The organism is Cyanobium sp. Aljojuca 7A6 (assembly GCF_024346455.1).
GTDB lineage: Bacteria > Cyanobacteriota > Cyanobacteriia > PCC-6307 > Cyanobiaceae > Cyanobium.
The window spans coordinates 1-25,984 of record NZ_JAGQCY010000006.1 but is presented as its reverse complement, the minus strand read 5'-3'; the positions used below and the strand labels follow the sequence as shown (position 1 = coordinate 25,984).

At 66.3% G+C, this 25,984-nt stretch carries 19 protein-coding genes; 6 read left to right on the top strand and 13 right to left on the bottom strand.

What is annotated here, in order from left to right:
- Positions 1-23 precede the first annotated feature (23 nt).
- Positions 24-983 carry a glycosyltransferase gene (locus tag KBY95_RS06915; protein ID WP_254964236.1) on the top strand — a complete coding sequence of 320 codons (960 nt, stop codon included), beginning with the start codon at positions 24-26 and terminating at the stop codon, positions 981-983.
- Here the strand turns inward: KBY95_RS06915 and KBY95_RS06910 are convergent.
- The 6 genes from KBY95_RS06910 to KBY95_RS06885 all read right to left on the bottom strand — a co-directional run bounded on the left by KBY95_RS06910 (position 967) and on the right by KBY95_RS06885 (position 8,609).
- Positions 967-1,830 (bottom strand): glycosyltransferase family 2 protein, encoded by an 864-nt coding sequence (locus tag KBY95_RS06910; protein WP_254964235.1) that lies wholly within the window; start codon positions 1,828-1,830, stop codon positions 967-969. The genes KBY95_RS06915 and KBY95_RS06910 overlap by 17 nt on opposite strands.
- A complete protein-coding gene (locus KBY95_RS06905; RefSeq protein WP_254964234.1) occupies positions 1,827-4,220 on the bottom strand; it encodes a UvrD-helicase domain-containing protein in 2,394 nt (797 codons plus the stop codon). Before KBY95_RS06905 ends, KBY95_RS06910 begins: the two co-directional genes overlap by 4 nt.
- Before the next feature lie 172 nt (positions 4,221-4,392).
- Positions 4,393-6,198, bottom strand: coding sequence for an ABC transporter ATP-binding protein (locus KBY95_RS06900; protein WP_315858896.1), 1,806 nt, complete (start codon positions 6,196-6,198; stop codon positions 4,393-4,395).
- Between the two features lie 93 nt (positions 6,199-6,291).
- Positions 6,292-7,326 (bottom strand): glycosyltransferase, encoded by a 1,035-nt coding sequence (locus tag KBY95_RS06895; protein ID WP_254964232.1) that lies wholly within the window; start codon positions 7,324-7,326, stop codon positions 6,292-6,294.
- 40 nt (positions 7,327-7,366) lie between these two features.
- A complete protein-coding gene (locus KBY95_RS06890; protein WP_254964231.1) occupies positions 7,367-8,080 on the bottom strand; it encodes a heme oxygenase (biliverdin-producing) in 714 nt (237 codons plus the stop codon).
- A gap of 76 nt (positions 8,081-8,156) precedes the next feature.
- Entirely contained in the window at positions 8,157-8,609 is a 453-nt protein-coding gene (locus KBY95_RS06885; protein ID WP_254964230.1) for a hypothetical protein, read from the bottom strand.
- A 70-nt stretch (positions 8,610-8,679) separates the two neighbouring features.
- Between KBY95_RS06885 and KBY95_RS06880 the strand changes: the two genes are divergently transcribed.
- Positions 8,680-10,110 carry an NADP-dependent isocitrate dehydrogenase gene (locus tag KBY95_RS06880; protein WP_254964229.1) on the top strand — a complete coding sequence of 477 codons (1,431 nt, stop codon included), beginning with the start codon at positions 8,680-8,682 and terminating at the stop codon, positions 10,108-10,110.
- A 43-nt stretch (positions 10,111-10,153) separates the two neighbouring features.
- Positions 10,154-11,479, top strand: coding sequence for a (Fe-S)-binding protein (locus tag KBY95_RS06875; RefSeq protein ID WP_254964228.1), 1,326 nt, complete (start codon positions 10,154-10,156; stop codon positions 11,477-11,479).
- Here KBY95_RS06875 and KBY95_RS06870 read toward each other — a convergent pair.
- Positions 11,461-12,873, bottom strand: a complete 1,413-nt coding sequence (locus KBY95_RS06870; protein WP_254964227.1) for a four-carbon acid sugar kinase family protein — start codon at positions 12,871-12,873, stop codon at positions 11,461-11,463. The two genes, KBY95_RS06875 and KBY95_RS06870, sit on opposite strands and share 19 nt — an antisense overlap.
- A gap of 17 nt (positions 12,874-12,890) precedes the next feature.
- Here KBY95_RS06870 and KBY95_RS06865 point away from each other — a divergent pair, with 17 nt between their 5' ends.
- On the top strand, positions 12,891-14,096 hold the full coding sequence (locus tag KBY95_RS06865) for an FAD-binding oxidoreductase (RefSeq protein WP_254964226.1): 1,206 nt from the start codon (positions 12,891-12,893) through the stop codon (positions 14,094-14,096).
- On the opposite strand, the gene KBY95_RS06860 is transcribed toward KBY95_RS06865, so the two are convergent.
- Genes KBY95_RS06860 through KBY95_RS06840 form a run of 5 tightly spaced genes read right to left on the bottom strand, consistent with a single transcriptional unit; the run spans position 14,075 to position 22,219 of the window.
- A complete protein-coding gene (locus KBY95_RS06860) occupies positions 14,075-14,938 on the bottom strand; it encodes a galactose mutarotase (RefSeq protein WP_254964225.1) in 864 nt (287 codons plus the stop codon). The genes KBY95_RS06865 and KBY95_RS06860 overlap by 22 nt on opposite strands.
- Positions 14,935-17,055: an acyltransferase family protein gene (locus KBY95_RS06855; RefSeq protein WP_254964224.1), complete on the bottom strand. Its 2,121-nt coding sequence runs from the start codon at positions 17,053-17,055 to the stop codon at positions 14,935-14,937. The genes KBY95_RS06860 and KBY95_RS06855 overlap by 4 nt, the downstream gene beginning before the upstream one ends.
- Positions 17,055-19,151 carry an acyltransferase family protein gene (locus tag KBY95_RS06850; RefSeq protein WP_254964223.1) on the bottom strand — a complete coding sequence of 699 codons (2,097 nt, stop codon included), beginning with the start codon at positions 19,149-19,151 and terminating at the stop codon, positions 17,055-17,057. Before KBY95_RS06850 ends, KBY95_RS06855 begins: the two co-directional genes overlap by 1 nt.
- On the bottom strand, positions 19,151-21,262 hold the full coding sequence (locus KBY95_RS06845) for an acyltransferase family protein (protein ID WP_254964222.1): 2,112 nt from the start codon (positions 21,260-21,262) through the stop codon (positions 19,151-19,153). The genes KBY95_RS06850 and KBY95_RS06845 overlap by 1 nt, the downstream gene beginning before the upstream one ends.
- Before the next feature lie 51 nt (positions 21,263-21,313).
- Positions 21,314-22,219 carry an alpha/beta fold hydrolase gene (locus KBY95_RS06840; protein ID WP_254964221.1) on the bottom strand — a complete coding sequence of 302 codons (906 nt, stop codon included), beginning with the start codon at positions 22,217-22,219 and terminating at the stop codon, positions 21,314-21,316.
- A 78-nt stretch (positions 22,220-22,297) separates the two neighbouring features.
- Here KBY95_RS06840 and KBY95_RS06835 point away from each other — a divergent pair, with 78 nt between their 5' ends.
- Positions 22,298-22,621 carry a hypothetical protein gene (locus KBY95_RS06835; RefSeq protein ID WP_254964220.1) on the top strand — a complete coding sequence of 108 codons (324 nt, stop codon included), beginning with the start codon at positions 22,298-22,300 and terminating at the stop codon, positions 22,619-22,621.
- 24 nt (positions 22,622-22,645) lie between these two features.
- On the opposite strand, the gene KBY95_RS06830 is transcribed toward KBY95_RS06835, so the two are convergent.
- On the bottom strand, positions 22,646-24,007 hold the full coding sequence (locus KBY95_RS06830; protein WP_254964219.1) for a cation:proton antiporter: 1,362 nt from the start codon (positions 24,005-24,007) through the stop codon (positions 22,646-22,648).
- Positions 24,008-24,168: 161 nt separating this feature from the next.
- Here KBY95_RS06830 and glgP point away from each other — a divergent pair.
- Positions 24,169-25,984: glycogen/starch/alpha-glucan family phosphorylase (glgP, locus tag KBY95_RS06825; protein WP_254964218.1), on the top strand; the 1,816-nt coding region annotated here is incomplete at its 3' end.

The following is a 25,984-nucleotide window of genomic DNA, read 5'->3' as shown; positions in this document are numbered from 1 at the left end:
TGTGGGGCCATGAAGATCGGCTGATGGCGAGCTCACTGGATAGGGCCACCGTCATCTACTTCATAACAGTGAATTATCACTGTGGGGATTTCATTCGCGGCTTGATTGAGACTACCTTGGCCAGCGGGGAGGACTGCGACTCCTTCAGGTTCATCATCATTAACAACTCCCCCTCCGACCAAAGCCTGCGCCAATGGATTGAGGCCGCCTCCCTCCCACTGCCGGTGCAGCTGCTTGAGGCAGGCGCCAACCTCGGCTTCGGCAGCGGCTGCAATCTGGGGCTCCGCCATGTGTGGCAGACCGACAGACAGGCTCTGGCCTGGCTGATTAATCCAGATGCCCGCCTGGATGCCGGCGCCATCGCCTACGTCAGGCAGTGCCTGCGTGACGACCCCCAGATCGCCATGCTCGGCACCCGCATCCGGGATCCCCGCGGAGAGGTCTGGTTCAGCCACGGCAGCTTCAACCGCTGGACCGGCCAGCTGGGTCATCGCTTTCCCAACGATGACTGCAGCCCCACCCCCGTCCGCACCTCGCCCACCCGCTGGGTCTCCGGCTGCAGCATGCTCTTCCAGCTCCGAGTCTTCCGGGACTGCCCCGAATTCGACCCCCAGTACTTTCTCGATTACGAGGATGCCGACATTTCCGAACGCCACCACCGGCTGGGCTATCGCCTGAGGGTCACCCAGGCCGTGCTCGTGGAGCATCAGGTCTCGGCGATCACCCAGCGCGCCCCACGGGCCAAGTACCAGCACGCCACGTTCAGCAAGCTGTACTTCCTGCATCGCCACGCCACACCCCTGGCCCTGCTGCTCAACCTTCTGTACTACGCGCTCAGGCCCCTGAGTTTCTGCCTCTCCGATCCGGCCCGGGCCCGGGGCCGCTGGTGGGGACTGGGGGATTACCTGCGCTGGAACTGGCGACAACTGCTGCGCCGCCCCGGCCTCCTCCATCCCCGCACCTCCTTCACGATTTCATCCTGAGAAAGCGGCCGCCGAGGGCCATCAGGGTGGGCCAGCGCTGGGCAGGGGGGCAGTAGCGCCAGAGAATCGCCGCCACCGCTGGAAGATAGAGATGGGACTTCGGGTGGAAGAAGGTAAACAGAAGGCCCCGCAGGCTGCCCAGGGGCAGGCGTTTCTGCACCTCGCCAAAGTCGTTGAGAACCACGATGGCCGGGGTCACTTTGGCCGCGAAGCCCCGGCGGACCGCCCGCATCACCCACTCGGAATCGGCGTGATAGTGGGGCAACCAGACGGCGTCATAGAGCCCGACGCGGCGAAAGACGTCCTGGCCGATCAACACCCCGTTGCCCGGCATTGCCTCGGCCTCCATCACCTCGGCCTGCGCTACCGCCGGCTCCAGCTGGCTGGCCAGGTCGTCGTGGTGGGCCAGGCGCAGGAAGCGTTCCGTGCCCCAGTCGGTGCTGGTACCCAGCGCCCAGATCCGCCCAGGTTCGGCCAGCAGGTCGATGCGGCTGCCCAGGATGGCGCAGCTGTGCAGCTGAGCCAGGGCCACCATCCGGGCCACGTAATCAGCCGGAACGACAGCGTCGTCGTTGATGGTGAGCACATAGTCGGTTCCGGCCGCCAGGGCCTGCCGTACGCCCCGGTTGGTGGCACCAGCCCAGAAATCCCGATCCCCGGCCTTCAGCACGGTCACGTGCGGATGCTGCTGGCGGATCGCCGCCACGGTGCCGTCACTGGAGTTGGCATCGACCACCACGATCCTCAGGGCCGAGTAGGTCTGGGCGGCCATGCGCGCCAGGAAGCGCAGGCTGAGTTCGCGGCGGTTACGGGTGGGCACCACGGCGGTGACCAACGGCAAGCTCATGCCGGTTCGATCGGGGCCAGGCGTGGATCAAGGATCTTCGGCCCCATGCCCTCGAACTTGACCGCGATCGAGATTTTCTCACCGCTGCCGAACAGATGGGTGACATGCCCCTCGCCGAAGCTGCTGTGCCGCACCCGATCCCCCACGGCCCAGGTTCGAGCCGCGCTGCGGCGCCGCACGGCATTGGCTGGATCGCCGGCCGCCCCCCCGGCCGCCACCCGTTGACTGTCGTCGCGATCCACCCGGGTGAGCCGCTCCAGCCGCTGCTCCCGCCGCAGGGCCGCACCGCCACTGCGGGGAATGTCGCCCTGCAGCAGCGCCTCGGGCAGCTCGGAAAGGAACACCGAGGGCACTGCCGGCTCCCGCATGCCGCCCCAGAGCCGCCGTTCGCTGGCATGGGAGAGGAACAGCCGTTCCTTGGCCCGGGTGATGCCCACGTAACAGAGGCGGCGCTCCTCCTCGAGGGCGGCAGGGTCTTCAAGGGAGCGGTAGCTGGGGAAGAGGCCCTGCTCCAGCCCCACCAGGAAGACCACCGGAAACTCCAGCCCCTTGCTGGCATGCAGGGTCATCAGCGTGACCCGATCGGCCTCGGTGTCCTTGCTGTCGGCATCACTGGCCAGGGCGGCCGAGGCCAGGAACCCCTCCAGGGAGCCCTCCTCGTTCTCCTCCTGGTACTGGAGGGCCGCATTGACCAGTTCCTGCAGGTTGCGCCGCCGTTCCTCCGATTCATCGGTGGCTTCGGCCAGCAGCTCGGCCAGATAGCCGCTCTGCTCCATCACCCGCTGCACCAGCTCGGAGGGGGGAGCGTCCTGCAGACGGCGGCTCAGGTCGGCGATCAACTCCTGGAACTGCAGCACCCCCCGGGCGGAACGTCCGGCAAGGGAGCGCACCGCCTCTGGATCGCTCACCACCTCCCACAGGGGCAATCCCAGCTGGTTGGCCGCATCGGTGAGCCGCTCGATGGTGGTCTTGCCGATGCCCCGCCGCGGCACGTTCAGCACCCGCAGCAGGCTGACGGTGTCGGCCGGATTGACCAGCAGGCGCAGATAGGCGAGCACATCCTTGATCTCGCGGCGGTCATAGAAGCGCAGGCCCCCTACGACGATGTAGGGAAGGCCCCAGCGCACCAATGACTCCTCCATGGCGCGGGACTGGGCGTTGGTCCGATACAGCACGGCCATGTCCCCCCAGCGCAGGTCGGGGTGGGCCGCCTCCAGCATCCGCATGCGGTGCACCACGGCCTCGGCCTCGGCGATCTCGTCGTCGCAGCGGGTGAGGCTGATGGGCTCGCCTTCGCCGCGGGTGGGGCGCAGCACCTTGTCGATGCGCTCGCTGTTGTGGGCGATCAGGGCGTTGGCCGCCTCCAGGATCGTGGCCGTGGAGCGGTAGTTCTCCTCCAGCTTCACCATCGTGCCGGTGTCTGCATCGATGGAGCCGTCGCCGAACTCCTTCTGAAAACCCATCAGGATCGTGAAATCGGCGGCCCGGAAGCTGTAAATGCTCTGGTCGGCGTCGCCCACCACGAACACCGAGCGCCCCTCCCAGTCGTCGAAGCTCTCGGGGGCCTGGCCGTTGGCGACCAGCAGCTTGATCAGGTCGTACTGGGTTCGGTTGGTGTCCTGGTATTCATCCACCAGCACATGGCGGAAGCGGCGGTGCCAGTAGTGGCGGATCTGCTCGTTCTGCTGCAGCAACTGCACCGGCATCAACAGCAGGTCGTCGAAGTCGAGGGCGTTGTTGGCCGCCAGAGCACGGCGGTAGCGGCGGTAGGCCTCGGCCTCGTGCTTGCCGCGGGGGCCGGCATGCTCCTCCTCAAGACGCTCCGGCAGCCAGCCCTGGTTCTTGGCGCTGCTGATCGCCCAGCGCACTTTTTTGGGCTCGAAGCGCTTCGGATCGAGCTGCATCTCCTGGGTGACGATCTCCTTGACCAGGCTCTGGGCATCGCTCTCGTCGTAGATGGAGAACTGGCGCGTCCAGGTGAGCCCCTCGGGATCGCGGAACTTGTCGATGTCGAAGCGCAGCAGACGAGCGAACAGGGCGTGGAAGGTGCCGATCCAGAGATCCTTGATCACCTCCCGGTAGATGCGGCTGCGCAATTGCTTCTGCTCCCGGGCCGGCAGGGTGCTCCAGGGCTGACCGAACTGGCTCTGGGCCAGGCGCTGGGCCAGCAGCAGCTCCAGACGCTCCTTCATCTCCCGGGCGGCCTTGTTGGTGAAGGTGACGGCCAGTACCTGGGCCGGATCCACCCCGTGGTGGCCGATCAGGTGGGCGATGCGGTGGGTGAGGGCCCGGGTCTTGCCGCTGCCGGCCCCAGCCACCACCAGCAGCGGACCGGTGTGGTGATCGACCGCCCGTCGCTGGGCTTCGTTCAGACCGGCCAGAAAACTCACAGGCTCCGGCGGAGAAGTTTCATTTTTGACGTTAGCAGCCCTGTTCCATTGAACGTGTTGGTCGGATCAGATCCTCGACCATTGCATAGACAAAGTGAGACCAATTAACTCCGTCAGATGACGGAGAAAGCCTCAACAAAGAACGATCCGATCAATCAACCAAACCACTCAATCAACCAAGAGGACTGGAAAGTCGCCGCTCGAAGGAAGCCAAGTCGTTGAATGTATCAGAGCGCTGACGCAGTTGCTCGAAGGTGCCGAAGGCCTTGATGCGACCGGCCTCGAACTCAAAGATGCAATCGGAGCGCATCACGGTGGAGAGGCGATGGGCGATCACCACCAACGTGCAGCGGCGTCCGATCACTTCGATGGCATCCATCACCTCGGATTCGGTGCGGTTGTCGAGTGCGCTGGTGGCCTCATCCAGCACCAGGAACTTGGAGTTTCTGTAGAAAGCGCGCGCCAGGGCCAGCCGCTGCCTTTGGCCTCCTGAAAGCCGGATGCCATTGTCGCCGATCGGCGTGAACAGGCCCAGGGGAAGATCGGCGACGATATCGGCCAGTTGGGCGGCCTGGAGGGCCTCCCAGACCCGCATCTGATCGACCTCATCCACCTCTTCGGCAAAGGCGATGTTCTCGATGATGTTGCCGTTCAACAGATTGATCGCCTGGGGCACGTAGGCGCAGTTCGCCTGCCAGGCCGGCACGTCGGCATCCACCACCTCGATGCCATCCAGCTTGAGGGTGCCAGAGGAGGGCCGCAGCAGGCAGAGCAGTTGGTTGGCCGTGGTTGTCTTGCCACTGCCGGTGGCGCCAACGAAGGCCACACGGGAGCCGACCGGAATGGACATCGAGATGTCATGGAGGACATTCACATCGGAACCGGGATACCGATAACTGACGTTGCTGAGGCGGATCGCTCGCTTCGGCATCACCCCATCGGGAGAGGGCACCCCTTCGGAGCGGATGGTGAGACGACCTTCGGGCAGTTCGATCAGCTTCAGCGTTTCCTCCAGATCAGGCAGTCCTGCCCGCAGGGAGGTGATGGCCCGGAAACTGTCCTGCAGGGGGGGTGTGAGCTTCAAGGAGGTCACCGCCACCGTGGCCAGGAATGGAATGATCTTCAGCAGCGCGCCCGGATCCGGATTGGCCAGGAGTGGTAACATCCCTGCCGCGAAGATCATCGTGATCCCGAGGGGTTCGATCAACGCCCGTGGAGTCTCCGGCAAGACATCAGCCTTCCAGATGAAGGGAATGGTCTCCCGACCTGCCTGCTGATAATGGCGCTCAAAGTAGGGCTCCGAGCCGGTGAGCTGAACATCCAAGATCGTTCGCATCGATTCCGAAAGAATCGAATTGGTTCGCATCTCAAGCAGGATCCTCTGCCGTGCCGCAAAGCGCAGGAAGGGGGTGATGGCGGTGGAGATCAGTAAATAACCGGCGAGAAGCCCAAGGATCAACCCCACGGCCAGCAACTTGCCGACGAAAAGCATGCCGGCAGAAAGCAGGGCAATCACGAACACGCCACTGGCCAGCTGCAGCAGTGGCAGCACGACAATGTCCGCAACACGCGACACATTGATCAGCACCTTGGCGGAGATATCTGATTTCGACTCACCCAGAAAATAGACATAAGGCTGGGCAATCAACTTGCGCTGCGCCATGTCAGAAAGATCACGCCAGATCGAAGCCTTGAGCCGCAGCTGAAAGGCGCGCAGCAGAAGTTTCGAAAGTGAAGAAAACCAGGCCGCCGCTACAAACGCGACCACCAGCACCACCACCTTGACGCGTGGATCTTCAGGGACCAGACCTTCCCAGGGGATGGAGGGGCGATTCTCACCGCCAACGACCACCGTGAACAGCCGGGCCACCAGGGCCACCACCACCAGATCGGCGATACCGGCAAGAATCGCCAGGGGGATCAGCCGAATCAACGCGCGCTTGCGGCGCCGCGGCAATTGAGCCAGAAGTCGCGCCAAACTCCTGAAGGTTTGGCTTTTACGAAACATCTGGTCAGACTTTTGCGGGAATCGTACCCGTGCACTCAGAAGGGCCGTCCCGGCGGCAGCCAGTCAATTCAGTGATCGCCACATGGTCTCAAAACGTCGCCGCCACTGGTCGAAGCGCAGGGCCAGCAAGGGGGGCGAACGCAGCGGCGACGCCCCCTCCAGCAGCAGGTGGGTCCAGTGGGCATCCATGGCCTCCAGGGCTGTGTGCCAGCGCTCCTGCAGCACCGGCTCGCTGCAGGCCTCCAAGAGGCTGGAGAGCCGCGCCGGCGGCGGCAGCCACGCCGCCGGATCAGCCACCGCCGCCTGAATCCGCTCCAGATCGTTCTCCAGGCTGCCGCAGCCGATCTGGTGGCCCACCACCCCCGGGTCAAGGCTGTCGGCCAAGGCATGGTTGAGGCTGCTGAACACCACGCAGCCGCAGGCCAGGGCCTCCAGCGGCGGCAAGCCAAACCCCTCGCTCACCCCTCGGCCGCGCCAGTAGTCGGCGGAGTCGTACAACACCACGGCCGCGCTGTTGAACAGATCGGTCAGATCGTCCACCCAGCCGCTTTGCACCTCGACCCGCAGCCCTCGACGGCGCAGGGCCGGCACCAGATGCTGCAGGACATAGCGACTGCTCTTGCGCTGCTGGACCAGCACGTCGATGGGCCGGCCGCAGCCGAGGGGTGCCGCCCGGTTGCCCCGTTCCAGCCACTTGGGCTGCAACGCATTGGGCACCAGGAACAGGGGGTTGCGGGGAGCCCGGTCGCCCCAGTAGCCGAGGGTGTTGCGGCTGACGGCCAGCACCGGCACCCCGGGGGGCAAACCAAACCCATAGCCGCTGCTATGGGCGTGATACGCCACCGGGCGCCCCCGCAAGCGGCGCAACTGGCCGGGCACATCGAAGCCCCAGCTCACGATCCAGAGGGCCTTCCCCGGTGCCGGCTCCCTGGCCAGCAGGTCATCGAGGAATGGGTGGTCGGCCTCGCGCTTCCGGTAGGTGACCACCTCAGCGGGCGCCAGCTGGGCGATCAGCCGGGCCGTCTGCAGCTCCACCAGCAACCCACCGCAACGGAAGCGGCCGGTGGTGCCGGGGAGCAGGAAACGGATCGGACGCACGCGGATCGGGGTGGCGGCGGCCGCCGAAGGCCTGGGAAACCTAGGCGGGCACGGCCTCGGTGCTGCCGCTGCGGGTGCGGCGGGTGAGGAAGCCGAACAGCACCTTGCCGATCGCGGCCACCAGGTTGCCTTCCAGTTCCTGGAACATCTTCATGTTGCAGTGGAAGGCTTCGTTGGCCTCGGCCACGATCCGGTCGGCCATGGCCTGATCGATGGGCAGGCTGTCGAGGGTGAGCCGGTAGGTGGCCTTGAAGGCCTTCTCGTCGTCGATGGCGTCGAATTCGTAGAAGCGCAGGCCATCGTGCTCACCCAGGTTCATCGCTTTCTGGGCGATGTTCTTGAGGATCTGGCCACCGGACAGGTCGCCGATGTAGCGGGTGTAGTGGTGACCGACGAGCAACTCCGGGCACTCCCGTGCGACCTGGTGCAGGCGGGCCACATACTCCTGGGCACCGGGGGTGGCGCGGATCTGCTGCCGCCAGTCACCACCGAAGTAGAAGACCAGATCCTGCTCAAGGGACTCGCGGCGATTCAGGGCCGGTGAGGCGACCGGACCGACGACGGGGTGGTCCGTCAGCTTGCCGATCTCCTCTTCCATGGCGCTGTAGACGAACCACAGGTCGGCCACCAGGGTGCGGTAGCTGGCCTTGTCGACGACTCCCTTGAGGAAACAGCTCACGAAACCGGTGTTCTCGGCCATCGTGTGGGCTTTCTTCGTTCCCTCACGGAGTTGGGAAGCAAGGGGGACGGGCATGGGATCGAACGGCTGCGCGGGCAGAGGATCCAACGTAGGTGGGGCCTTCAGGAGGAGGCGGCAAGGTTGCGAAGGATTACGCGGCCCGCGTCCCACGGGCCGCCACATCGCCGAAGAGATCAAACAACTCACGGCAGACCTGCTGGAGCGAGGACACAACCTCCTCCGAAGGGAGATGGGAGCCCGAAGGCTGCCAGTCCCCCACCGTGGCCAGACGCCAGCGTTCCGATTCGTAGGTGAGACCCCGGATCAGCACCCCCAGCAGCCGGGGGCGTTCACAGGATCCGGCCGGGGCCCGCTCCAGCCGCAACTGCACCAGCAGCGAGCGGGACTGCAGGCGGGGACTCCAGCCGGGGAAGTGGAAGGAGAGATCCAGGGTTTCCCGCTCATCGAAGGCACGGGTGAGGGGATCGTCCCGCCAGGGGGTGAGGTTGGCGCGGGCGGCGGGGAAATGCAGCCGGAAGTGACCCACCACCGCGGCGATGGCGGCAGCCAGTTCCACCGATCGGGCCTGGTCGGCCGCATTCATGCCGTTTCCCCTGAGCAGAAAGCCAATGTGTCCGAAACCTAGGCTCATCGGCGCGTTCCGTGCCGACTCCATGGCCACATACGAGAAGCTCACCGTCCCAGCCAGCGGCACGGCGATCCGGTTCGAGGGCGGCCAGCCGATCGTTCCCAACGACCCGATCATTCCCTTCATCCGCGGCGATGGCACCGGCGTCGACATCTGGCCCGCCACCCAGCGGGTGCTGGATGCGGCCGTGGCCAAGGCCTACGGCGGCGAGCGCCGCATCGAGTGGTTCAAGGTGTACGCCGGCGATGAGGCCTGCGAGCTCTACGGCACCTACCAGTACCTCCCCCAGGACACCCTGACGGCGATCGAGGAGTTCGGCGTGGCCATCAAGGGCCCGCTCACCACCCCGATCGGCGGCGGCATCCGCTCCCTCAACGTGGCCCTGCGCCAGATCTTCGATCTGTACTGCTGTGTGCGGCCCTGCCGCTATTACGCCGGCACCCCCAGCCCCCACAAGCGGCCCCAGGACCTGGACGTGGTGGTCTACCGGGAGAACACCGAGGACATTTACATGGGGATCGAATGGGAGGCCAGCGATCCTGTCTGCATCGAACTGATCGCCCACCTCAACGACACGGTGATTCCCGCCAACGGCAAGCTGGGAAACCGCCGCATCCCCGAAGGTGCCGGCATCGGCATCAAGCCGGTGAGCAAAGCCGGCACCCAGCGCCACGTGCGCAAGGCCATCCGCCACGCCCTCGGCCTGGAGGGCGCCAAGCGCCACGTGACCCTGGTGCACAAGGGCAACATCATGAAGTTCACCGAAGGGGCCTTCCGCGACTGGGGCTACGAGCTGGCCACCACCGAATTCCGTGACCAGTGCATCACCGAGCGGGAGAGCTGGATCCTGGGGAACCTGGAGGAGAAGCCGGGGCTGAGCATCGAGGACAACGCCCGCCTGATCGAGCCCGGCTACGACAGCCTCACCCCCGAGAAGAAGGCGGCGGTGGACGCGGAGGTGGCATCGGTTCTCGACGCCATCGGCACCAGCCATGGCAGTGGCCAATGGAAGCAGATGGTGATGGTCGATGACCGCATCGCCGACAGCATCTTCCAGCAGATTCAGACCCGGCCCCAGGAGTATTCCGTGCTCTGCACTCTCAACCTCAACGGCGATTACATCTCCGATGCGGCGGCGGCGGTGGTGGGCGGCCTGGGCATGGCGCCGGGGGCCAACATCGGCGACAACGCGGCGATCTTCGAGGCCACCCACGGCACCGCCCCCAAGCACGCCGGCCTCGACCGAATCAACCCGGGATCGGTGATCCTCTCCGGCGTGATGATGCTGGAGTACATGGGCTGGCAGGAAGCGGCTGACCTGATCACCCAGGGGATCAGCGCTGCGATCGCCAACAAGGAGGTCACCTACGATCTGGCCCGGCTGATGGAACCCCGCGCCGAGGCCGTGAGCTGCTCAGGATTTGCCGAAGCGGTGGTGCGGCACTTCGGGGGGTGAAGACGGGGCCATGGGGCCGGGACGAGCGCCCACAATGGATCGCATGAGCCTTCCGTTCATCGCCGCCGACCCCTGCGTCCACTGCGGCTTCTGCCTGCCCACCTGCGCCAGCTACCGGGTACTGGCGACCGAAATGGACTCCCCCCGGGGACGGATCCATGCCCTCAAGGCGATCGACGCCGGGGAGCTGGCGCTGGATGCCACGGTGGCGAAGCACTTCGACAGCTGCCTGGGCTGCTTCGCCTGCGTCACCGCCTGCCCGGCCGGCGTGCGCTACGACCAGCTGATCGAGACCATGCGGCCGCGGCTGAACGCGCCAGAGCTGCGCAGCCCCGCGCAGCGAGCTTTCCGGCGGCTGGTCTTCGCCCTGCTCCCCTACCCCCAGCGGCTGCGTGCCCTGCTGGCGCCCCTGCGGGCCTACGCCGGCACGCCCTTGCAAGCGCTGGCGCGCCGCAGCGGCCTCACCCGCTTGTTCGGGCCCCAGGTCGCGGCGATGGAGAAGCTCCTGCCGCCGCTGCCGGAGCAGGCCTTCCGCGACGACTGGCCCGTTCTGGTACCGGCCCATGGGCCCCGACGGCGACGGGTCGGGCTGGTGCTCGGCTGCGTCCAGCGGGTGTTTGAGCCGGGAGTGAACGCCGCCGCCATCCGGGTGCTGGCCGCTAACGGCATCGAGGTGGTGATCCCCCCCGCCCAGGGCTGCTGCGGCGCCATGACCCACCACCAGGGGGAACTGGCCCAGACCCGGGAGCTGGCGACCGCCCTGGTGTCCAGCTTCGAGGCGGTGATCGGCCCAGGGAGGGCGGCGGGCCCCGAACCCCTTGATGCCCTGCTGGTGGCCGCCTCGGGCTGCGGCCACACCCTGAAGTCCTATGGGGAGATCCTCGGCACGCTCCATCCGCTCCTGGGAACGGTGGCCGACATCCAGGAGTTCCTCGACGCGGTCGGGCTCAGCGACAGCTTCCAGGCCGCGTTGCAACCACTCCCCCACGACGACGGCGCCCCCGCCAGTGCGGAGCGCCCCCTGGAGCTGGCCTACCACGATGCCTGCCACCAGCTGCACGGCCAGGGCCTGGCGGCCCAGCCCCGTCGCCTGCTGGGCCGGATCCCCCATGTGCGGATCCGCGAAGCCACCGAAGCCGGCGTCTGCTGCGGCAGCGCCGGCATCTACAACCTCGTCCAGCCGGAGGAAGCCGCCGAGCTGGGGCGCCTCAAGGCCGCCGATCTCAGCGGCACCGGCGCCGAGCTGGCGGTGAGCGCCAACATCGGCTGCACGCTCCAGATCCGCCAGGCCATGGAGGGGCAGGGGCGGCCGCTGCCGGTGCTCCATCCGATCGAACTGCTGGATCGCAGCTATGGCGGCCCAACCTGAGTATCCATCCATCGCCAGGCCTCTCGCAAGGTGCCGTCATCGCCCAGGTTGCCCGGGAAGGTGAGCACCGGCAGGGGCCCCTCATGGGTCTCTGGGGCGGCCAGCACCAGTGAGAGGCCTGGCAGCAGCTGACCCTGCAGTTCCACCAGATCCAGCTCGAGCCCATCGGCCAGCAGGGCGTGGGTGGTGATGCCCCCCTTACTGATCAGGTAACCCAGCCCAGGGGCAAGGGCCGCCGCCAGGCGCGCCATCAGCTCCGCCAGGGCCAGACCCAGCGCCCGGCGCTCCTCGGCATGCCGGCAGCGCGCCTCACCGCGGCTGGTGAACAGCACCGGCGTGTGGCCTCCGGCCAGCACGTCCGCCAGACGCCGCCGCCAGGCCTGCTCCAGGGAGGCCAGCAACAAAGCGGGTTCCGGGCCCTCCAGCAGTCGCTGGACCTTGGCCACGTCCAGTTCCACTCCGACGCAGGTGGGTTCGGCCAGCAACCGCTCCAGCTGGCGGTCGGCCAGGGGCACATGGGAGCCCACCAGCACCAGTCCTGGCAAAGGATCGTCGCCGCGGCGGCGGCGAAGACCCGCCAGGCCCTCCGGCGTGAGTGGTTGGGGGGGCAACCCCGCCAGGGCCTGGATCAAGCTGGCGGCGCTCTGGAACAGGAAGCGGCGGGGCCTTGCCTCCAGCGGCGTCCCACCGGTGACCATCAGCGTGCGCACCGCAGCGGCCAGGGCCGCCAGCTGCTGGACGGAAGCTCCATCCACCGCCACGCAGACGTTGCCCTGCAGGCGCGCCAGGTGGCGCAGCAGGGGCGATCCGCCCTGCTCCAGCTCCCGCCAGCCGATGCCGTCCACCGCAGTGGCGGGGAGGCGGCCTGCGCTCTTCTCCTCCACCCAGTCCGGCAGATGGCTGGTGGCGTAGGCGAACAGGCCGTCCCGCGCGAAGGGGCTCTCGTGCACCGGACGGCCGTGGAGCCGGTGCACCCCGTCCACGGTGGTGCGCCCCCCTTCCAGGAAGGCCGGCACCAGCAAGGTGGCGTCGAAGGGGCCGAGCTCCTCGTTGATCACCTCCACCTCCAGCGGAAAGTGGCCCCGCAGGGTGGAATCGCCCCGACTCACCACCAGCCAGCCGCCGATGCGGCCGGCGACCATCGCCTGGCCGAGGGCGGGCCGCATGGCGCGGCAGATCTCACGCACCCGCTTGGCCGCCGCCGCCGGCGCCAGAGCCCGGGTATTGGCCAGCACGAACAGCAGCGGCGACGGATGGGCCAGGCCGGCGGCCAGGGTCTCGGCGTCCCAGCGCAACAGCAGGGGGCAGCCGTGCACGGTCTGGGAGCCGGTGGGGTCGTCATCGATGACGACGATCTTGAGATCGGGCCCGGTGTCGATGGTCGCCTGCGCCATGGCACCATCGTGCCGTGATGCGACCTGAGCCCAGCGAGCTGCAGGAGCTGGTGCGGGACCTGCACCGGCAGGGTTCGGCCTGGCTGCCGGCCGGCCTGGGCAGCCGCCTCGACTGGGGTCCTCCCCTCGTGGGGCCCTGCACGGTGCTCAGCTGTGCCGCACTGAAGGGCGTGCGGGACTTCAACCCCGGCGATTTCACCATCACGGTGGCCGCCGGCACACCACTGGTGGAGGTGCAGGAGGCCCTTGAACACCATGGCCAGTGGTTGTCCGTGGATGCCCCCTGGGGGGACGGCGATGGCGCCGCCGCCGGCAGCATTGGCGGCCTGGTGGCCCGGGGCCTGGCGGGCGGCTACCGCCAGCGCTATCTGGGGGTGCGGGACCAGCTGATCGGCCTTGAGGTGATGCGGGCCGATGGGGTGACAGCCAGGGCCGGCGGCAAGGTGGTGAAGAACGTGGCCGGCTACGACCTGATGCGGTTGTTCAGCGGCAGCTGGGGCTCCCTGGGCCTGATCACCGAACTGACCCTGCGCACCTTGCCCCAGCCGCCCTTGCGCCGCAGTGTCTGCTTCCAGGGCGAGAACGGGGATCTGGCGCTGCTGAGCCGCTGGCTGCTGAACTCCAGCCTCAGCCCGGAGCGGATCGACTGGTGGAACGACCAGCTCGCCGGCAGCGCTGGCCTGGCGCCGCAGCCCCTGCTGCTGATCGGCCTGGCCAGCGTCGATGCCGCCACCCTCGAGGAGCAGGTGCGCTGCCTGCAGGAGCGCAGCACCTTGCCGGCACGCGTGCTGGATGCCACCACCACCCAGGCCTGGCTGGCCCGGGCCCGGGGGGGAACCGCCACCGCCACCGCCAAGGCTCCTGCCTGGCTGCTGCGCCTCGGCGCCAGTCCCGACCGACTCGAGACCCTGATGCAGGCTCCTGCCCTGGGCGGACTGGCCGTGGACATGGCGGCCGGCAGCGGCCTCGGCCTGGCCTGGTCGGCCCCGGCGGGGCCCCAGGCGGCTCTGACATCAGGCCAGGTGAGCACGTTGCGCAGTCTCTGCGCTGAGCTGGGGGGCCATCTCACCGTGCTGCGCCAGCCCCCGGGGGCCTCCCTGCCGGCCTGGCTGGATGCCCCCTCCCGGCCGCTGATCGAGGCCATCAAGCGCCGCTTCGATCCGGCCGGGCAGCTGGCGCCCGGCCGGCTGCCCGGCGTTGCTCAGAGCGTTTCGACGCTGTAGCGGCAACCCAGCTCAAGGGACTTCCCAGCAGGAACCAGCAGACGCCGCTCCCCCGTGCTCAGGGCTCCCCGCGGACCGCTCCAGGGCTCCAGGCAGAGCATCGGCCGGGGAGGGTCGCTCCACACCACCACCAGATCCATCGGCGCCGAAGGGTGCAGGGTCACCACCCGGCCCCCCGCTCGATCCACCAAGCGCACCGGACCTTGGCCGGTGCAGAGGAAGTCCACGCCCCGCTCCAGCCGGGACAGCTGCTCCGCTGTGGCGGCTGGAGCCATGGTGAGATGGTCGAAACAGCTCTCCGGCAAGCCTTCGAGCCGCACGTGGGCAAGATCGGCGACGGCGACGTAGGGGTGCAGACCCAGGCTGAAGGGAAGGGGGGCCGTGCCGGCCGCGCCCAGGTGACTGATCCGTGCCGTGATCGCCAGGGCCGAGGGCTGCAGCCGCAGCTCCAGTTCCAGGGCGAAGGCGAAGGGGAAATGGGGGCGGCTCTCGGGTCCGTCCTCGAGGCGCAGGACCACCCCATCCCCGTCCGCCAGTGGGGCCATGGACCAGGGCAGATCGCGGGCAAAGCCATGCTGCGCCAGCGGGAAGCTCCCCTGGGGCAACACGAGCTCATCGCCAGGCAGGTTGCCGCAGATCGGGAAGAGCACGGGGATCCCCCCCCGCACCGACTTGGCGGGGTCGGCGAAACGCTCCACATCGAAGTAGAGGATCTCATCTCCGCCGCACCGCCAGCCGGTGACCAATCCGCCGCGCTCGGGGACGACCGTGAGGGAATCGCCGCTGGCCGGATCGGTGAAACGCCAGTGGGGGGAGGCCCCGGCGGGAGGAGTCAGGGTCATGGGGAGGGGGAGGCGGTGGGCCGGGGGCTGGTGAGTCCCTGCTGTTGCAGGAAACGCTCGAACGGGGTTGCCAGCGAGAGGCTCCCCGACACGCTCAGGTGGTGGTCATCGGAAAAGAGCAGTGTTCCGTCTGGCCGCATGGGGGTAACGCGACCCTCGGCGTCCAGGAAGAAAGGACTGGGATCAAACAGATGCACATTCGATAATCCAGCCGCTGCCTCCGTGAGAGTCTCCCTGATGGTCTGCTGCATGCGAGCGGTGATCTGCGCCTCTGGTGCACATTGCTCCCATTGGCCAGGCTTGGGCCTGCATTCCATGGGCTTGACCAACAGCATGGGTGTATCAACCGTGAGCACCAAATGAAGATTCCTGGCCGCCAACTGCTTGGCAAAGCTGCGAAGGTTGGCGACGTGGATCGCCCTGGCCTCTGGGGGGCCGATCCGCCTGCCATCCTTCTCCACCACCATGGGCGAAGGCTTGCCACTGGAGGACAATCCCGAAAGATAGGAATTAAGCCAACTTGAGATCATTACAATATCCCCGGGCTTCAAACGCTCAAGAGCTCGATCCATCTCGCCTCGCGCGAGATCCTGACAGACGGGAAACTCGACACCGCCGAGAGTCGCCACCATGGAGGTATCCAGGAAACAGGCCATCTGGAAAGCAAATGTCATCCTTTTCCCCGTGCTGTTCGTTACCGCGTCGAGCATCGGCACCAAGTGCAACGCATGGGAGTCGCCCAGCAGAAAGATCTCTCGCGCCCCAGGCTTGCCAGGCTTCTGGCACAGGTCATAGTTCGGTCGCGTCGTCAGGCCATAGGGCTTACCGACGGGAACGGTGCAATTCTTCTCACTGATACCGCTGTTCAAGATGTAGGGATTGTAGGTATGAATGCGTTCTCGAAATGGCACCGGATCTGGATCGGGACCGACGAACAACTTGCCCTTCATCGGATGGTGCAACGCATCGATCCCCAGCCACAGGCCCACCACCGCCAGCAGCGCCAGTCCCAGTTCCCACCACCATTGCAGTGGATACCGGCGTACCGGCTGCTCCACCAGCCCGTAGGCCGCCACCGCCAGAACCACACTCCCCACCACCGCCAACCCGTACTGCCACCACGTCTCCATCCCCCACGTCCAGCGCATCAGCACGATCACTGGCCAGTGCCACAGGTACAGCGAGTACGACAGCAATCCGGCCGTCAGCAGCGCCCGCTCCAGCCATCGACCCGGCAGAAATCTCCCCCCCTCTCCTGGTCCCGCCTGCAGCACCAGCAGCGTTCCCAGCACCGCCGGCAGCACACCAGGCACCGGAAAGCCCTCACGCTCCGATGTCGCCACAACAGCCCACAACAGCAGCGCTCCGCCCGCCAGACGCAGCCAGCGGCCCTTCAGCCAGCCCGCCCCCAGCAGCCCACGCCGTTGCGCCACCAGCAGCAGCGAGCCGATCGTCAGTTCCCACAACCGGCTCGGCATCAGGAAAAATGCCGCCATCGGCGCGTTCTGCGTCCACCACCAGCTCGCCCCCAGCGACAGCACGATCAGCGCCGTCAGCAGCGGCACGCTGCGGCGCACCCCATAGCCGATGCCCAGCATCAGCAGCGGAAACACCAGGTAGAACTGCTGCTCCACGCCCAGCGACCAGGTGTGCAGAAACGGGTTCAGATCCGCATCCGGGTTGAAATAATCGATCTGACCCATCAGGTAGTTGTTCGACCACCCGAACAGTGCCTTCAAGGCCGCGTTGAAATAGGGACCGCTCTCCAGCGGCGGGATCAGCATCGCCACCGCCAGGCTTGTCACCAACAGGCACGCCAGCAGGTTCGGCAGCAAGCGCCGCACGCGCCGCAAATAGAACGTCCCCAACCGCGGCCACAGCGGCTTGCTGGCCTGGCTCAGCAACGAGCCCATCACCACATAGCCGGAAATCACAAAAAAAACGTCCACTCCCGTGAACCCGCCCGGCAACCACCTCTTGTTCAGGTGGAACACCAGCACCGCCAGCATCGCCGCCCCTCGCAGCGCATCAATGTCCGGCCGGTAGGCAAAGCGCCCTGAGGCTGAGCCTTTGTCTGGGGAGGCGACGGGGTTGCTGCTGGCGATCGCGGCCACCATCAGCGGGCTGACGCCGGGATCAGACCGGACTCCACCAGGAAGCGCTCAAACGGCTCCGCCAGGGAGCGACTACCCGTCACACTGAGGTGGTTGGAGTCAGCGAACAGGGGCGTTCCGTCCGCTTTTCGATAGATGACCCGACCCATCGAATCAAGGAAGGTGGGAGTGGGGTCGAAGACGTGCACATTGGGCAATCCAGAAGCTGCAGCATTCAAAGTTTCGCGAATGGTCTGCTGCATGCGGAAGGTTTTCTCAGCATCTGGGGAGCAGGTCCTGCTGAAGTCTCGGGGGCAGAACATCATTTCCCTGGCCAGAACGGGCGTGTCAACGAAAAGCAGTAGTTGGATATTCCGCGTGGCCAGCTGTTTGGCGAAGCGGCGAAGACTGGCCACATGCATCTCACGCACCTGGACTGGGGAAAGACGACGACCACCCGACTCCATCAGCGCCCCGTTGGGTTGCCCCCTGGGATCAATGTCGGCGATGTAATAGTTCAGCCAACTGGACAACATCACGATATCCCCAGGCTTGAGGCGTTGCGCGGATCGCTCCATCTCGCCGCTGACAAACTCCTGGCAGGGACCATACTCCTGCATCCCCCAATTGATCTGCACCAGCGGATCAGGAAAGCAGCCACCCATGGCGGCAAAGGTGAGTCTTTGGCCGCTGCGGCTTGTCACCAGATCGAGCATCGGCAGCAGATGCTGGGCATGGGAATCACCCAGCAGAAAGATCTCTCCAGCACCAGGTCTGCCTGGTTTCTGGCACAGGTCATAATTCGGTCGCGTCGTCACGTCGTAGGGCTTGCCAACCGGCACGGTGCACAAAGGAGTGATTCCGGTGCCGGGAATCATGGGGTTGAAGTTGTTGATCCGCTCATGGAGAGGCACAGGATCTGGATCAGCGCCAACAAACAACTTGCCCCGGAACGGGTGGTGCAGCGCATCGATCCCCAGCCACAGGCCCAGCACCGCCAGCAGCGCCAGGCCGCTCTCCCACCACCATTGCAGCGGATAACGCCGCACCGGCTGCTCCACCAGCCCGTAGGCCGCCACCGCCAGAACCACACTCCCCACCACCGCCAACCCGTACTGCCACCACGTCTCCATCCCCCACGTCCAGCGCATCAGCACGATCACCGGCCAGTGCCACAGGTACAGCGAATACGACAGCAATCCCGCCGTCAGCAGACCACGCTCCAGCCAACGACCCGGCAGAAATCTCCCCCCCTCTCCGGGGCCCGCCTGCAGCACCAGCAGCGTCCCCAGCACCGCCGGCAGCACCCCAGGCAACGGAAAGCCCTCCCGCTCTGAGGTCATCACCACCGCCCACAGCAGCAGTGCTCCACCCGCCAGACGCAGCCAGCGGCCCTTCAGCCAGCCCGCCCCCAGCAGCCCACGCCGTTGCCCCACCAGCAGCAGCGAGCCGATTGTCAGTTCCCACAACCGGCTCGGCATCAGGAAAAATGCCGCCATCGGCGCGTTCTGCGTCCACCACCAGCTCGCCCCAAACGACAGCACGATCAGCGCCGTCAGCAGCGGCACGCTGCGGCGCACCCCATAGCCGATCCCCAGCATCAGCACCGGAAACACCAGGTAGAACTGCTGCTCCACACCCAGCGACCAGGTGTGCAGAAACGGGTTCAGATCCGCATCCGGGTTGAAATAATCGATCTGACCCATCAGGTAGTTGTTCGACCATCCGAACAGCGCCTTCAGGGCCACATTGAAGTAAGGGCCGGCCTCAAAAGGCGGGATCAGCATCGCCACCGCCAGGCTCGTCACCAGCAGGCACGCCAGCAGGTTCGGCAGCAAGCGCCGCACACGCCGCAGGTAGAACGTCCCCAGACGCGGCCACAGCGGCTTGCTGGCCTGGCTCAGCAACGAGCCCATCACCACATAGCCCGAGATCACAAAGAAAACGTCGACGCCCGTGAACCCGCCCGGCAACCACCTCTTGTTCAGGTGGAACACCAGCACCGCCAGCATCGCCGCCCCTCGCAGCGCATCGATGTCCGGTCGGTAGGCAAAGCGCCCTGAGGCCGAGCCCTTGCCTGGGGAGGCGACGGGGTTGCTGCTGGCGATCGCGGCCACCATCAGCGGGCCGGCGCCGGGATCAGACCGGACTCCACCAGGAAGCGCTCAAACGGCTCCGCCAGGGAGCGACTACCCGTCACACTGAGATGGTGGGAATCAGAGTAGATCACATTTCCCTTTTCATCGCGATAGCGTACTTTTGCAGAAGAATCAAGAAGAGCCTTGGTGGGATCAAAAACATGAACGTTCTTGAAGCCTACAGCCACCTCATTGAGGATGGAGGCAATCAATTCCTGCCTGGCCGAAGTGATTTCGGCATCAAAAGCACAACTGCGCTGGGAACCCTTCGGGCAGAAGACTATGTCCTGAGACAGAGGTGGCGTATCGACCACCAGCACCAGCTGAATCCCTCGCTTGCTGAGAATTAGCGCATAAGCTTGCATCGAAGCCAGGTGAGTACGACGCAACTCAGAAATATTGAGTGGCTTGCCGTCCAGCTGTGCTGGCGTCTCAATCTCGGAGCCGCTGCCATGGACGCTGCCGAGATAGTTGTGAAGGTTGCTTGAAATCATGACGATATCCCCTGGCTGGAGCCGTTGAATGGCTCTCTCCATTTCACCGACGGCAAAATCAGTACAGGGCTGATAGGGCTTTTGGTTGAGCTGTAGGGTAAGCGCCGGATCAAGGAAGCAGGAAGGCTTGTTCGAGAAAGTGATTCTCTGACCGGTGCGACGGGTCACCAGATCGAGCATCGGCAGCAGATGTTGGGCATGGGAATCACCCAGCAGAAAGATCTCTCCAGCACCTGGCCTACCTGGCTTCTGGCAGCGATCGTAATTGGGCCGTGATTCCGGGCCATAGGGCGTCCAGTAATCGAGTGTGCATGCCTTATCGATCAGGGTTCCCGGAATGGTGGGATCCCAATCCTGCACACGTTCGTGACGGGGGACCGGCGTGGGGTCACTGCCGACGAACAACTTGCCCCGAAACTGGTGGTGCAGCGCATCGATCCCCAGCCACAGGCCCACCACCGCCAGCAGCGCCAGTCCCAGTTCCCACCACCATTGCAGTGGATACCGGCGTACCGGCTGCTCCACCAGCCCGTAGGCCGCCACCGCCAGAACCACACTCCCCACCACCGCCAACCCGTACTGCCACCACGTCTCCATCCCCCACGTCCAGCGCATCAGCACGATCACTGGCCAGTGCCACAGGTACAGCGAGTACGACAGCAATCCGGCCGTCAGCAGCGCCCGCTCCAGCCATCGACCCGGCAGAAATCTCCCCCCCTCTCCTGGTCCCGCCTGCAGCACCAGCAGCGTTCCCAGCACCGCCGGCAGCACCCCAGGCAACGGAAAGCCCTCACGCTCCGATGTCGCCACAACAGCCCACAACAGCAGCGCTCCGCCCGCCAGACGCAGCCAACGGCCCTTCAGCCAGCCCGCCCCCAGCAGCCCACGCCGTTGCGCCACCAGCAGCAGCGAGCCGATCGTCAGTTCCCACAACCGGCTCGGCATCAGGAAAAATGCCGCCATCGGCGCGTTCTGCGTCCACCACCAGCTCGCCCCCAGCGACAGCACGACCAGTGCTGTCAGCAGCGGCACGCTGCGGCGCACCCCATAGCCGATGCCCAGCATCAGCAGCGGAAACACCAAATAGAACTGCTGCTCCACACCCAGCGACCAGGTGTGCAGAAACGGATTCAGATCCGCATCGCGGGCGAAGTAATCGATCTGCCCCATCAGGAAGTTGTTCGACCACCCGAACAGCGCCTTCAAGGCCGCGTTGAAATAGGGGCCGGCCTCAAAGGGCGGGATCAGCATCGCCACCGCCAGGCTTGCCACCAACAGGCACGCCAGCAGGTTCGGCAGCAAGCGCCGCACGCGCCGCAAATAGAACGTCCCCAACCGCGGCCACAGCGGCTTGCTGGCCTGGCTCAGCAACGAGCCCATCACCACATAGCCGGAAATCACAAAGAAAACGTCGACGCCCGTGAACCCGCCCGGCAACCACCCCTTGTTCAGGTGGAACACCAGCACCGCCAGCATCGCCGCACCACGCAGCGCATCGATGTCCGGACGGTAGGCAAAGCCGGCCGCCTTCCCGGTCACTCCGTCCGCCTGCCGGATAGCCACTGGCGCGGCTTCAGTGCCCGTGACAGCTGCGATCAACCCATCCCCTTGTGTGCAGGGAAATGTACCGACCGGCAGCCGCCTCTGGGTTCAGCGGGCGGTCAGCGCGGCAACCGGGCTTTCCACCAGACCCGCGAGCCAGTCCAACAGGGCCCGGTTCACCTGATCGGGCACCTCGTCGTGGGGGCAATGACCGGCCTCGAGCACCACTTCGGTGGTACGGGCCGGCGCGTGCCGCTGGAAACTGGCCCGTCGGCCGGCGGCATTGATCCAGGGGTCGCGGATGCCCCAGAGCAGCAGCAACGGCGCCGTGAGCCCTTCGAAGAGTTCGTCGAGGGGCTGACCGCGGGGGATGTCGAAGACGGTGCGGAACACCCCGAAGGCCCCCGGATCGCGCGAGGGGCGCAGGATCGCCTCGACCAGCTCGTCGTCGACGTTGGTGCGGTCGATATAAACCTGATTGAGGGTGCGACGGACCGTGGCGGGGCGGCGCATGTTCTCGAACAGGAGGCGCTGCAGCACAGGGCTGCGCAGCAGGGCCGAACCGATGGTCTGGCGGGCGATGGCCCCCCACCCCTGGGGTGGCTGCTGCTCGTCGCTGAAAGGGCCAGCGGCGTTCAGCAGCGCCACGCCCGCGGCCCGCTCCCCCAGGGCGGCACCGGCGGCCAGGGCGGCGAAGCCGCCGAGGGAGTTGCCCACCAGCACCGTGGGCCGGCCGATCCGCTCGTCCACGTAGGCGCAGAGCTGGTCACGCCAGAGCGCGCCGCCATAGGTGAGGCCGGCGGGTTTGTCGCTGCGGCCGAAGCCGAGCAGATCGATGGCGTGGACCTCATGGGTCTGGGCCAGCACCGGAATGTTGAAGCGCCAGTGGTCGGTGGAGGCCCCGAAGCCATGCACCAGCAGGACCGCCGGTCCGGTGGGCTGCTCCGGAGCCGAGCGCACGGCATGCACCCGATGGCCCAGGAACTGCCAGGGGGTTTCGGGTGACGAAGCCATGGACGCAGCGGCGATGCGGTGGAGGACGATGCTAGGAAGCCCGGCCAGCGTGCGGCCCTGCCCCCTGCGCCTGCGGTCATGCCCGACGCCTTCACCCTCGCCGACCTGAGCCCGCTGCTGCCAGGGGTGGCGTTGTGGGCCCTGGCCCTCTACCTGCCCCTGAGCGTCCCGCTGGGCCGGCTGGAGCAGGCCCTGGCCGAGGGCTCCCTGGATCAAGGGTTGCAGCAACTGGTGCTGGTGGGCGGCAGCCTGCTGCTGGCCCTGGCGGTGGGCCTGGTGGTGGAACTGCTGCTCAGCTGGGCCCTCGGCCCGGGATGGGCCGGAAGCCTGGGTTTGATCGCCGTGCTGGGGGGCCTCTCGCTCAGCCTGGCCGCCGGCAGGGACGACGACCGAGAGCGCTGAACCGGACCAAACCGACGCAGTCGATCAGGCGGCCTGCTCGGCGGACCCGTCGGTGGGGACCTCCGGGGGGACCTCGACACCGCTCAGCGCCAGCCGCAGCAACAGCGGCGCCAGGAAGGTGGTGCCGATCACCATCAGCAGGATGGCCGCCTCCAGGGGCGCCGAGAGGATGCCGGCCTGGCTGCCCAGACCCAGGAAGATCAGGCCCACTTCGCCGCGGGGCATCATCCCCAGGCCCACCACCAGACGGTTGGTCTTCTCCACGCTGAGGTAGCTCCAGCCGGCGGCCACCTTGCCGGCAATGGCGACGGCCAACAGGAACAGGGCCACGATCAGCCCTTCGCGGTTGTCGGGGTTGAAGGGGTTCATCACCGACAGATCAAGGGAGCTGCCGATGAGCACAAAGAACACGGTGGCGAACAGGGCCACCAGGGGCTTCACCGACTGCTGGATCGCCTTGGTGTGCTTGGAGGCGCTGAGGATCAGCCCGGCCGCGAAGGCCCCCAGGGCCGCCTCCAGGCCGATCGCTTCCGCGGCGAAGCAGCACAGGCCAAGCACCACAAACCCCGCCACCACCACTTCCCCGGGCGCTTTGAGGCGATCAAGCAGCCAGTCGAAGGCCGGCGCTGCGGTGCGGCTCAGGAACAGGGCCAGCGCCACAAACACCGTCGCCGCCAGCACCAGCTGCAGGATCGGACCGGCGGTGAGCTCCCCGTCAGCAGCCAGGGCCACCACCACCGCCAGGATCACGATGCCGAAGATGTCGTCGAGGACGGCGGCGCCGATCACGGTCTGGCCTTCCCGGGTCTTGAGAAACTTCAGCTCGCCGAACACGCTGGCCGTGATGCCGATGCTGGTGGCGGTCATCGAAGCGCCGGCGAACACGGCGGGAAACAGCGGCACATGGAAGAGGTAATACAAACCAGCCGTGCCCAGGGAAAAGGGCAGCAGCACGCCGGTGATCGCCACGGTTGTGGCCTGCTGGCCCACGGCCATCAGCTCGTCGAGTTCGCTTTCCAGACCGGTGAGAAACAACAGGGCATAGAGGCCGAGCTTGGAGGTGGCCTCCAGGGACGGAAAGCTCTCGGTGTAGATCTCGGCCACCGTCTCAGGGCTGACCCCGGCGCAGGTGCCGATCAGGGCGAGCATCCCCTGGTTGAGCTCGGCGTGAACGGCCGGCGGAAGGATCAGGTGCAGCCCGGTGACGCCGATCAGCACGCCCGCCACCAGTTCGCCGAGGATCGTGGGCAGCTTGAGGCGGACCATCAGCTCCGCCAGCGCACGGGCCGCCAGGAAGATGACCAGGTAGCGGCCCACTTCCAACAGTGTTTCCACCGTCTCGATCTGGGTGCTGCCGACTTCAAGCAGAAGGCTGGGCGCGAACATGAACGCAATCAGTGCCGGTCGGACGCTAGGGGCGTTGACGTTGCTCAGGTGTGCCGTTGCTGATCTCCCAACAGGCCGGGCGAGGGGAATGGCAACCACCGCTACGGTCTGGAGATGCACGGCAAGACCTGTGCCTGAGGGATCACCGCGCGCCGACCGCCATGACCGACCAACAACCCCGCAACCTGAGCCTGCCCACGCCTGGCTGCTTCGCGGACCCCGATCGCAGCGGACTGACAGCGACCGATGTGTTCGACGGCATGACCGAACACCTCTTCTATACGCTCGGCAAGCTCGCCCCCAGTGCCAGCCGCCACGACCTCTACATGGCGCTCAGCTACGCCGTGCGCGACCGGCTGATGACCCGCTACCTGGCGGGCATCGAAGCGATTGCCGCCAACCCCAAGCGGATCGTGGCCTACCTGTCGGCCGAATTCCTGATCGGGCCCCAGCTGGGCAACAACCTGCTGATGCTCGGCATCCAGCAGGAGGCCGCCGAGGCCCTCAAGCAGTTCGGCATCAACGACATCGAGGAGATCCTCGACGTGGAAGAGGAGCCGGGTCTGGGGAATGGCGGCCTGGGCCGCCTGGCTGCCTGCTTCCTCGAATCCCTCGCCTCCCTCGAGATCCCCGCCACTGGCTATGGCATCCGCTACGAGTTCGGCATCTTCGACCAGCTCATCCGCGACGGCTGGCAGGTGGAGATCACCGACAAGTGGCTCAAGGCCGGCTGGCCCTGGGAGATCCCCCACCCTGACCAGGCCTGTTTCGTGGGCTTCGGCGGCCACACCGAGAGCTACCGCGACCGCAACGGCGCCTATCGGGTGCGTTGGATCCCGTCGGAACACGCCATCGGCGTCCCCCACGACGTGCCGGTGCTGGGCTACCGGGTCAACACCTGCGACCGGTTGCGGCTCTGGCGAGCCGACGCCACCGAATCCTTCGACTTCTACGCCTTCAACAGCGGCGACTACTACGGCGCCGTGGAAGAGAAGGTGGGCTCCGAGACCCTCTGCAAGGTGCTCTATCCCAACGATGGCACCGCCAAAGGCCGCCAGTTGCGCCTCAAGCAGCAGCACTTCTTCGTCAGCTGCTCGCTGCAGGACATGATCCGCAGCCTTGATGCCCGTGGCATTGCCATTGAGGACTTCCCGGCCCACTGGGCCATCCAGCTCAACGACACCCACCCCTCGATCGCCGTCGCCGAGATGATGCGGCTGCTGCTCGACGACAAGCACCTCGAGTGGGACGCCGCCTGGGCCATCACCACCGCCTGCCTCTCGTACACCAACCACACCCTGCTTCCCGAGGCCCTCGAGAAGTGGGGCCTTGATCTCTTCGGGTCGCTGCTGCCTCGCCACCTGGAGCTGATCTTCGAGATCAACCGCCGCTTCCTCCAGCAGGTGCGCCTCAAGTACCCCGGCAATGACGCCGTGCTGCGGCGCCTCTCGATCATCGATGAAGGCGGCGACAAGGCCGTGCGCATGGCCCACCTCGCCACCGTCGCCTCCCACCACGTCAACGGCGTCGCCGCCCTGCACAGCGCCCTGGTCAAGCAGGACCTGTTCCCCGAATTCGCCGCCCTCTGGCCCGAGAAGTTCACCAACGTCACCAACGGCGTCACCCCCAGACGCTGGGTGGCTCTGGCCAATCCCCAGCTCTCGGCCCTGCTCGACGCTTCGATCGGTAATGGCTGGGTGCGCAACCTCGATGAGCTGTGCCAGTTGGAGCGCTATGTCGACGACAGCGGCTTCCTGGAGAACTGGGGGGCCACCAAATTGTCGGTGAAGCGCCACCTCACCAACTACATCCACCGCCACACGGGCGTGCTGGTGGATCCGGCCTCCATGTTCGACGTGCAGGTGAAGCGCATCCACGAGTACAAGCGCCAGCACCTCAATGCCCTGCAGGTGATCGCCCAGTACCTGCGCATCAAGAACGGCCTCGCCGATGGCCTGGCCCCCCGCACCGTGATCT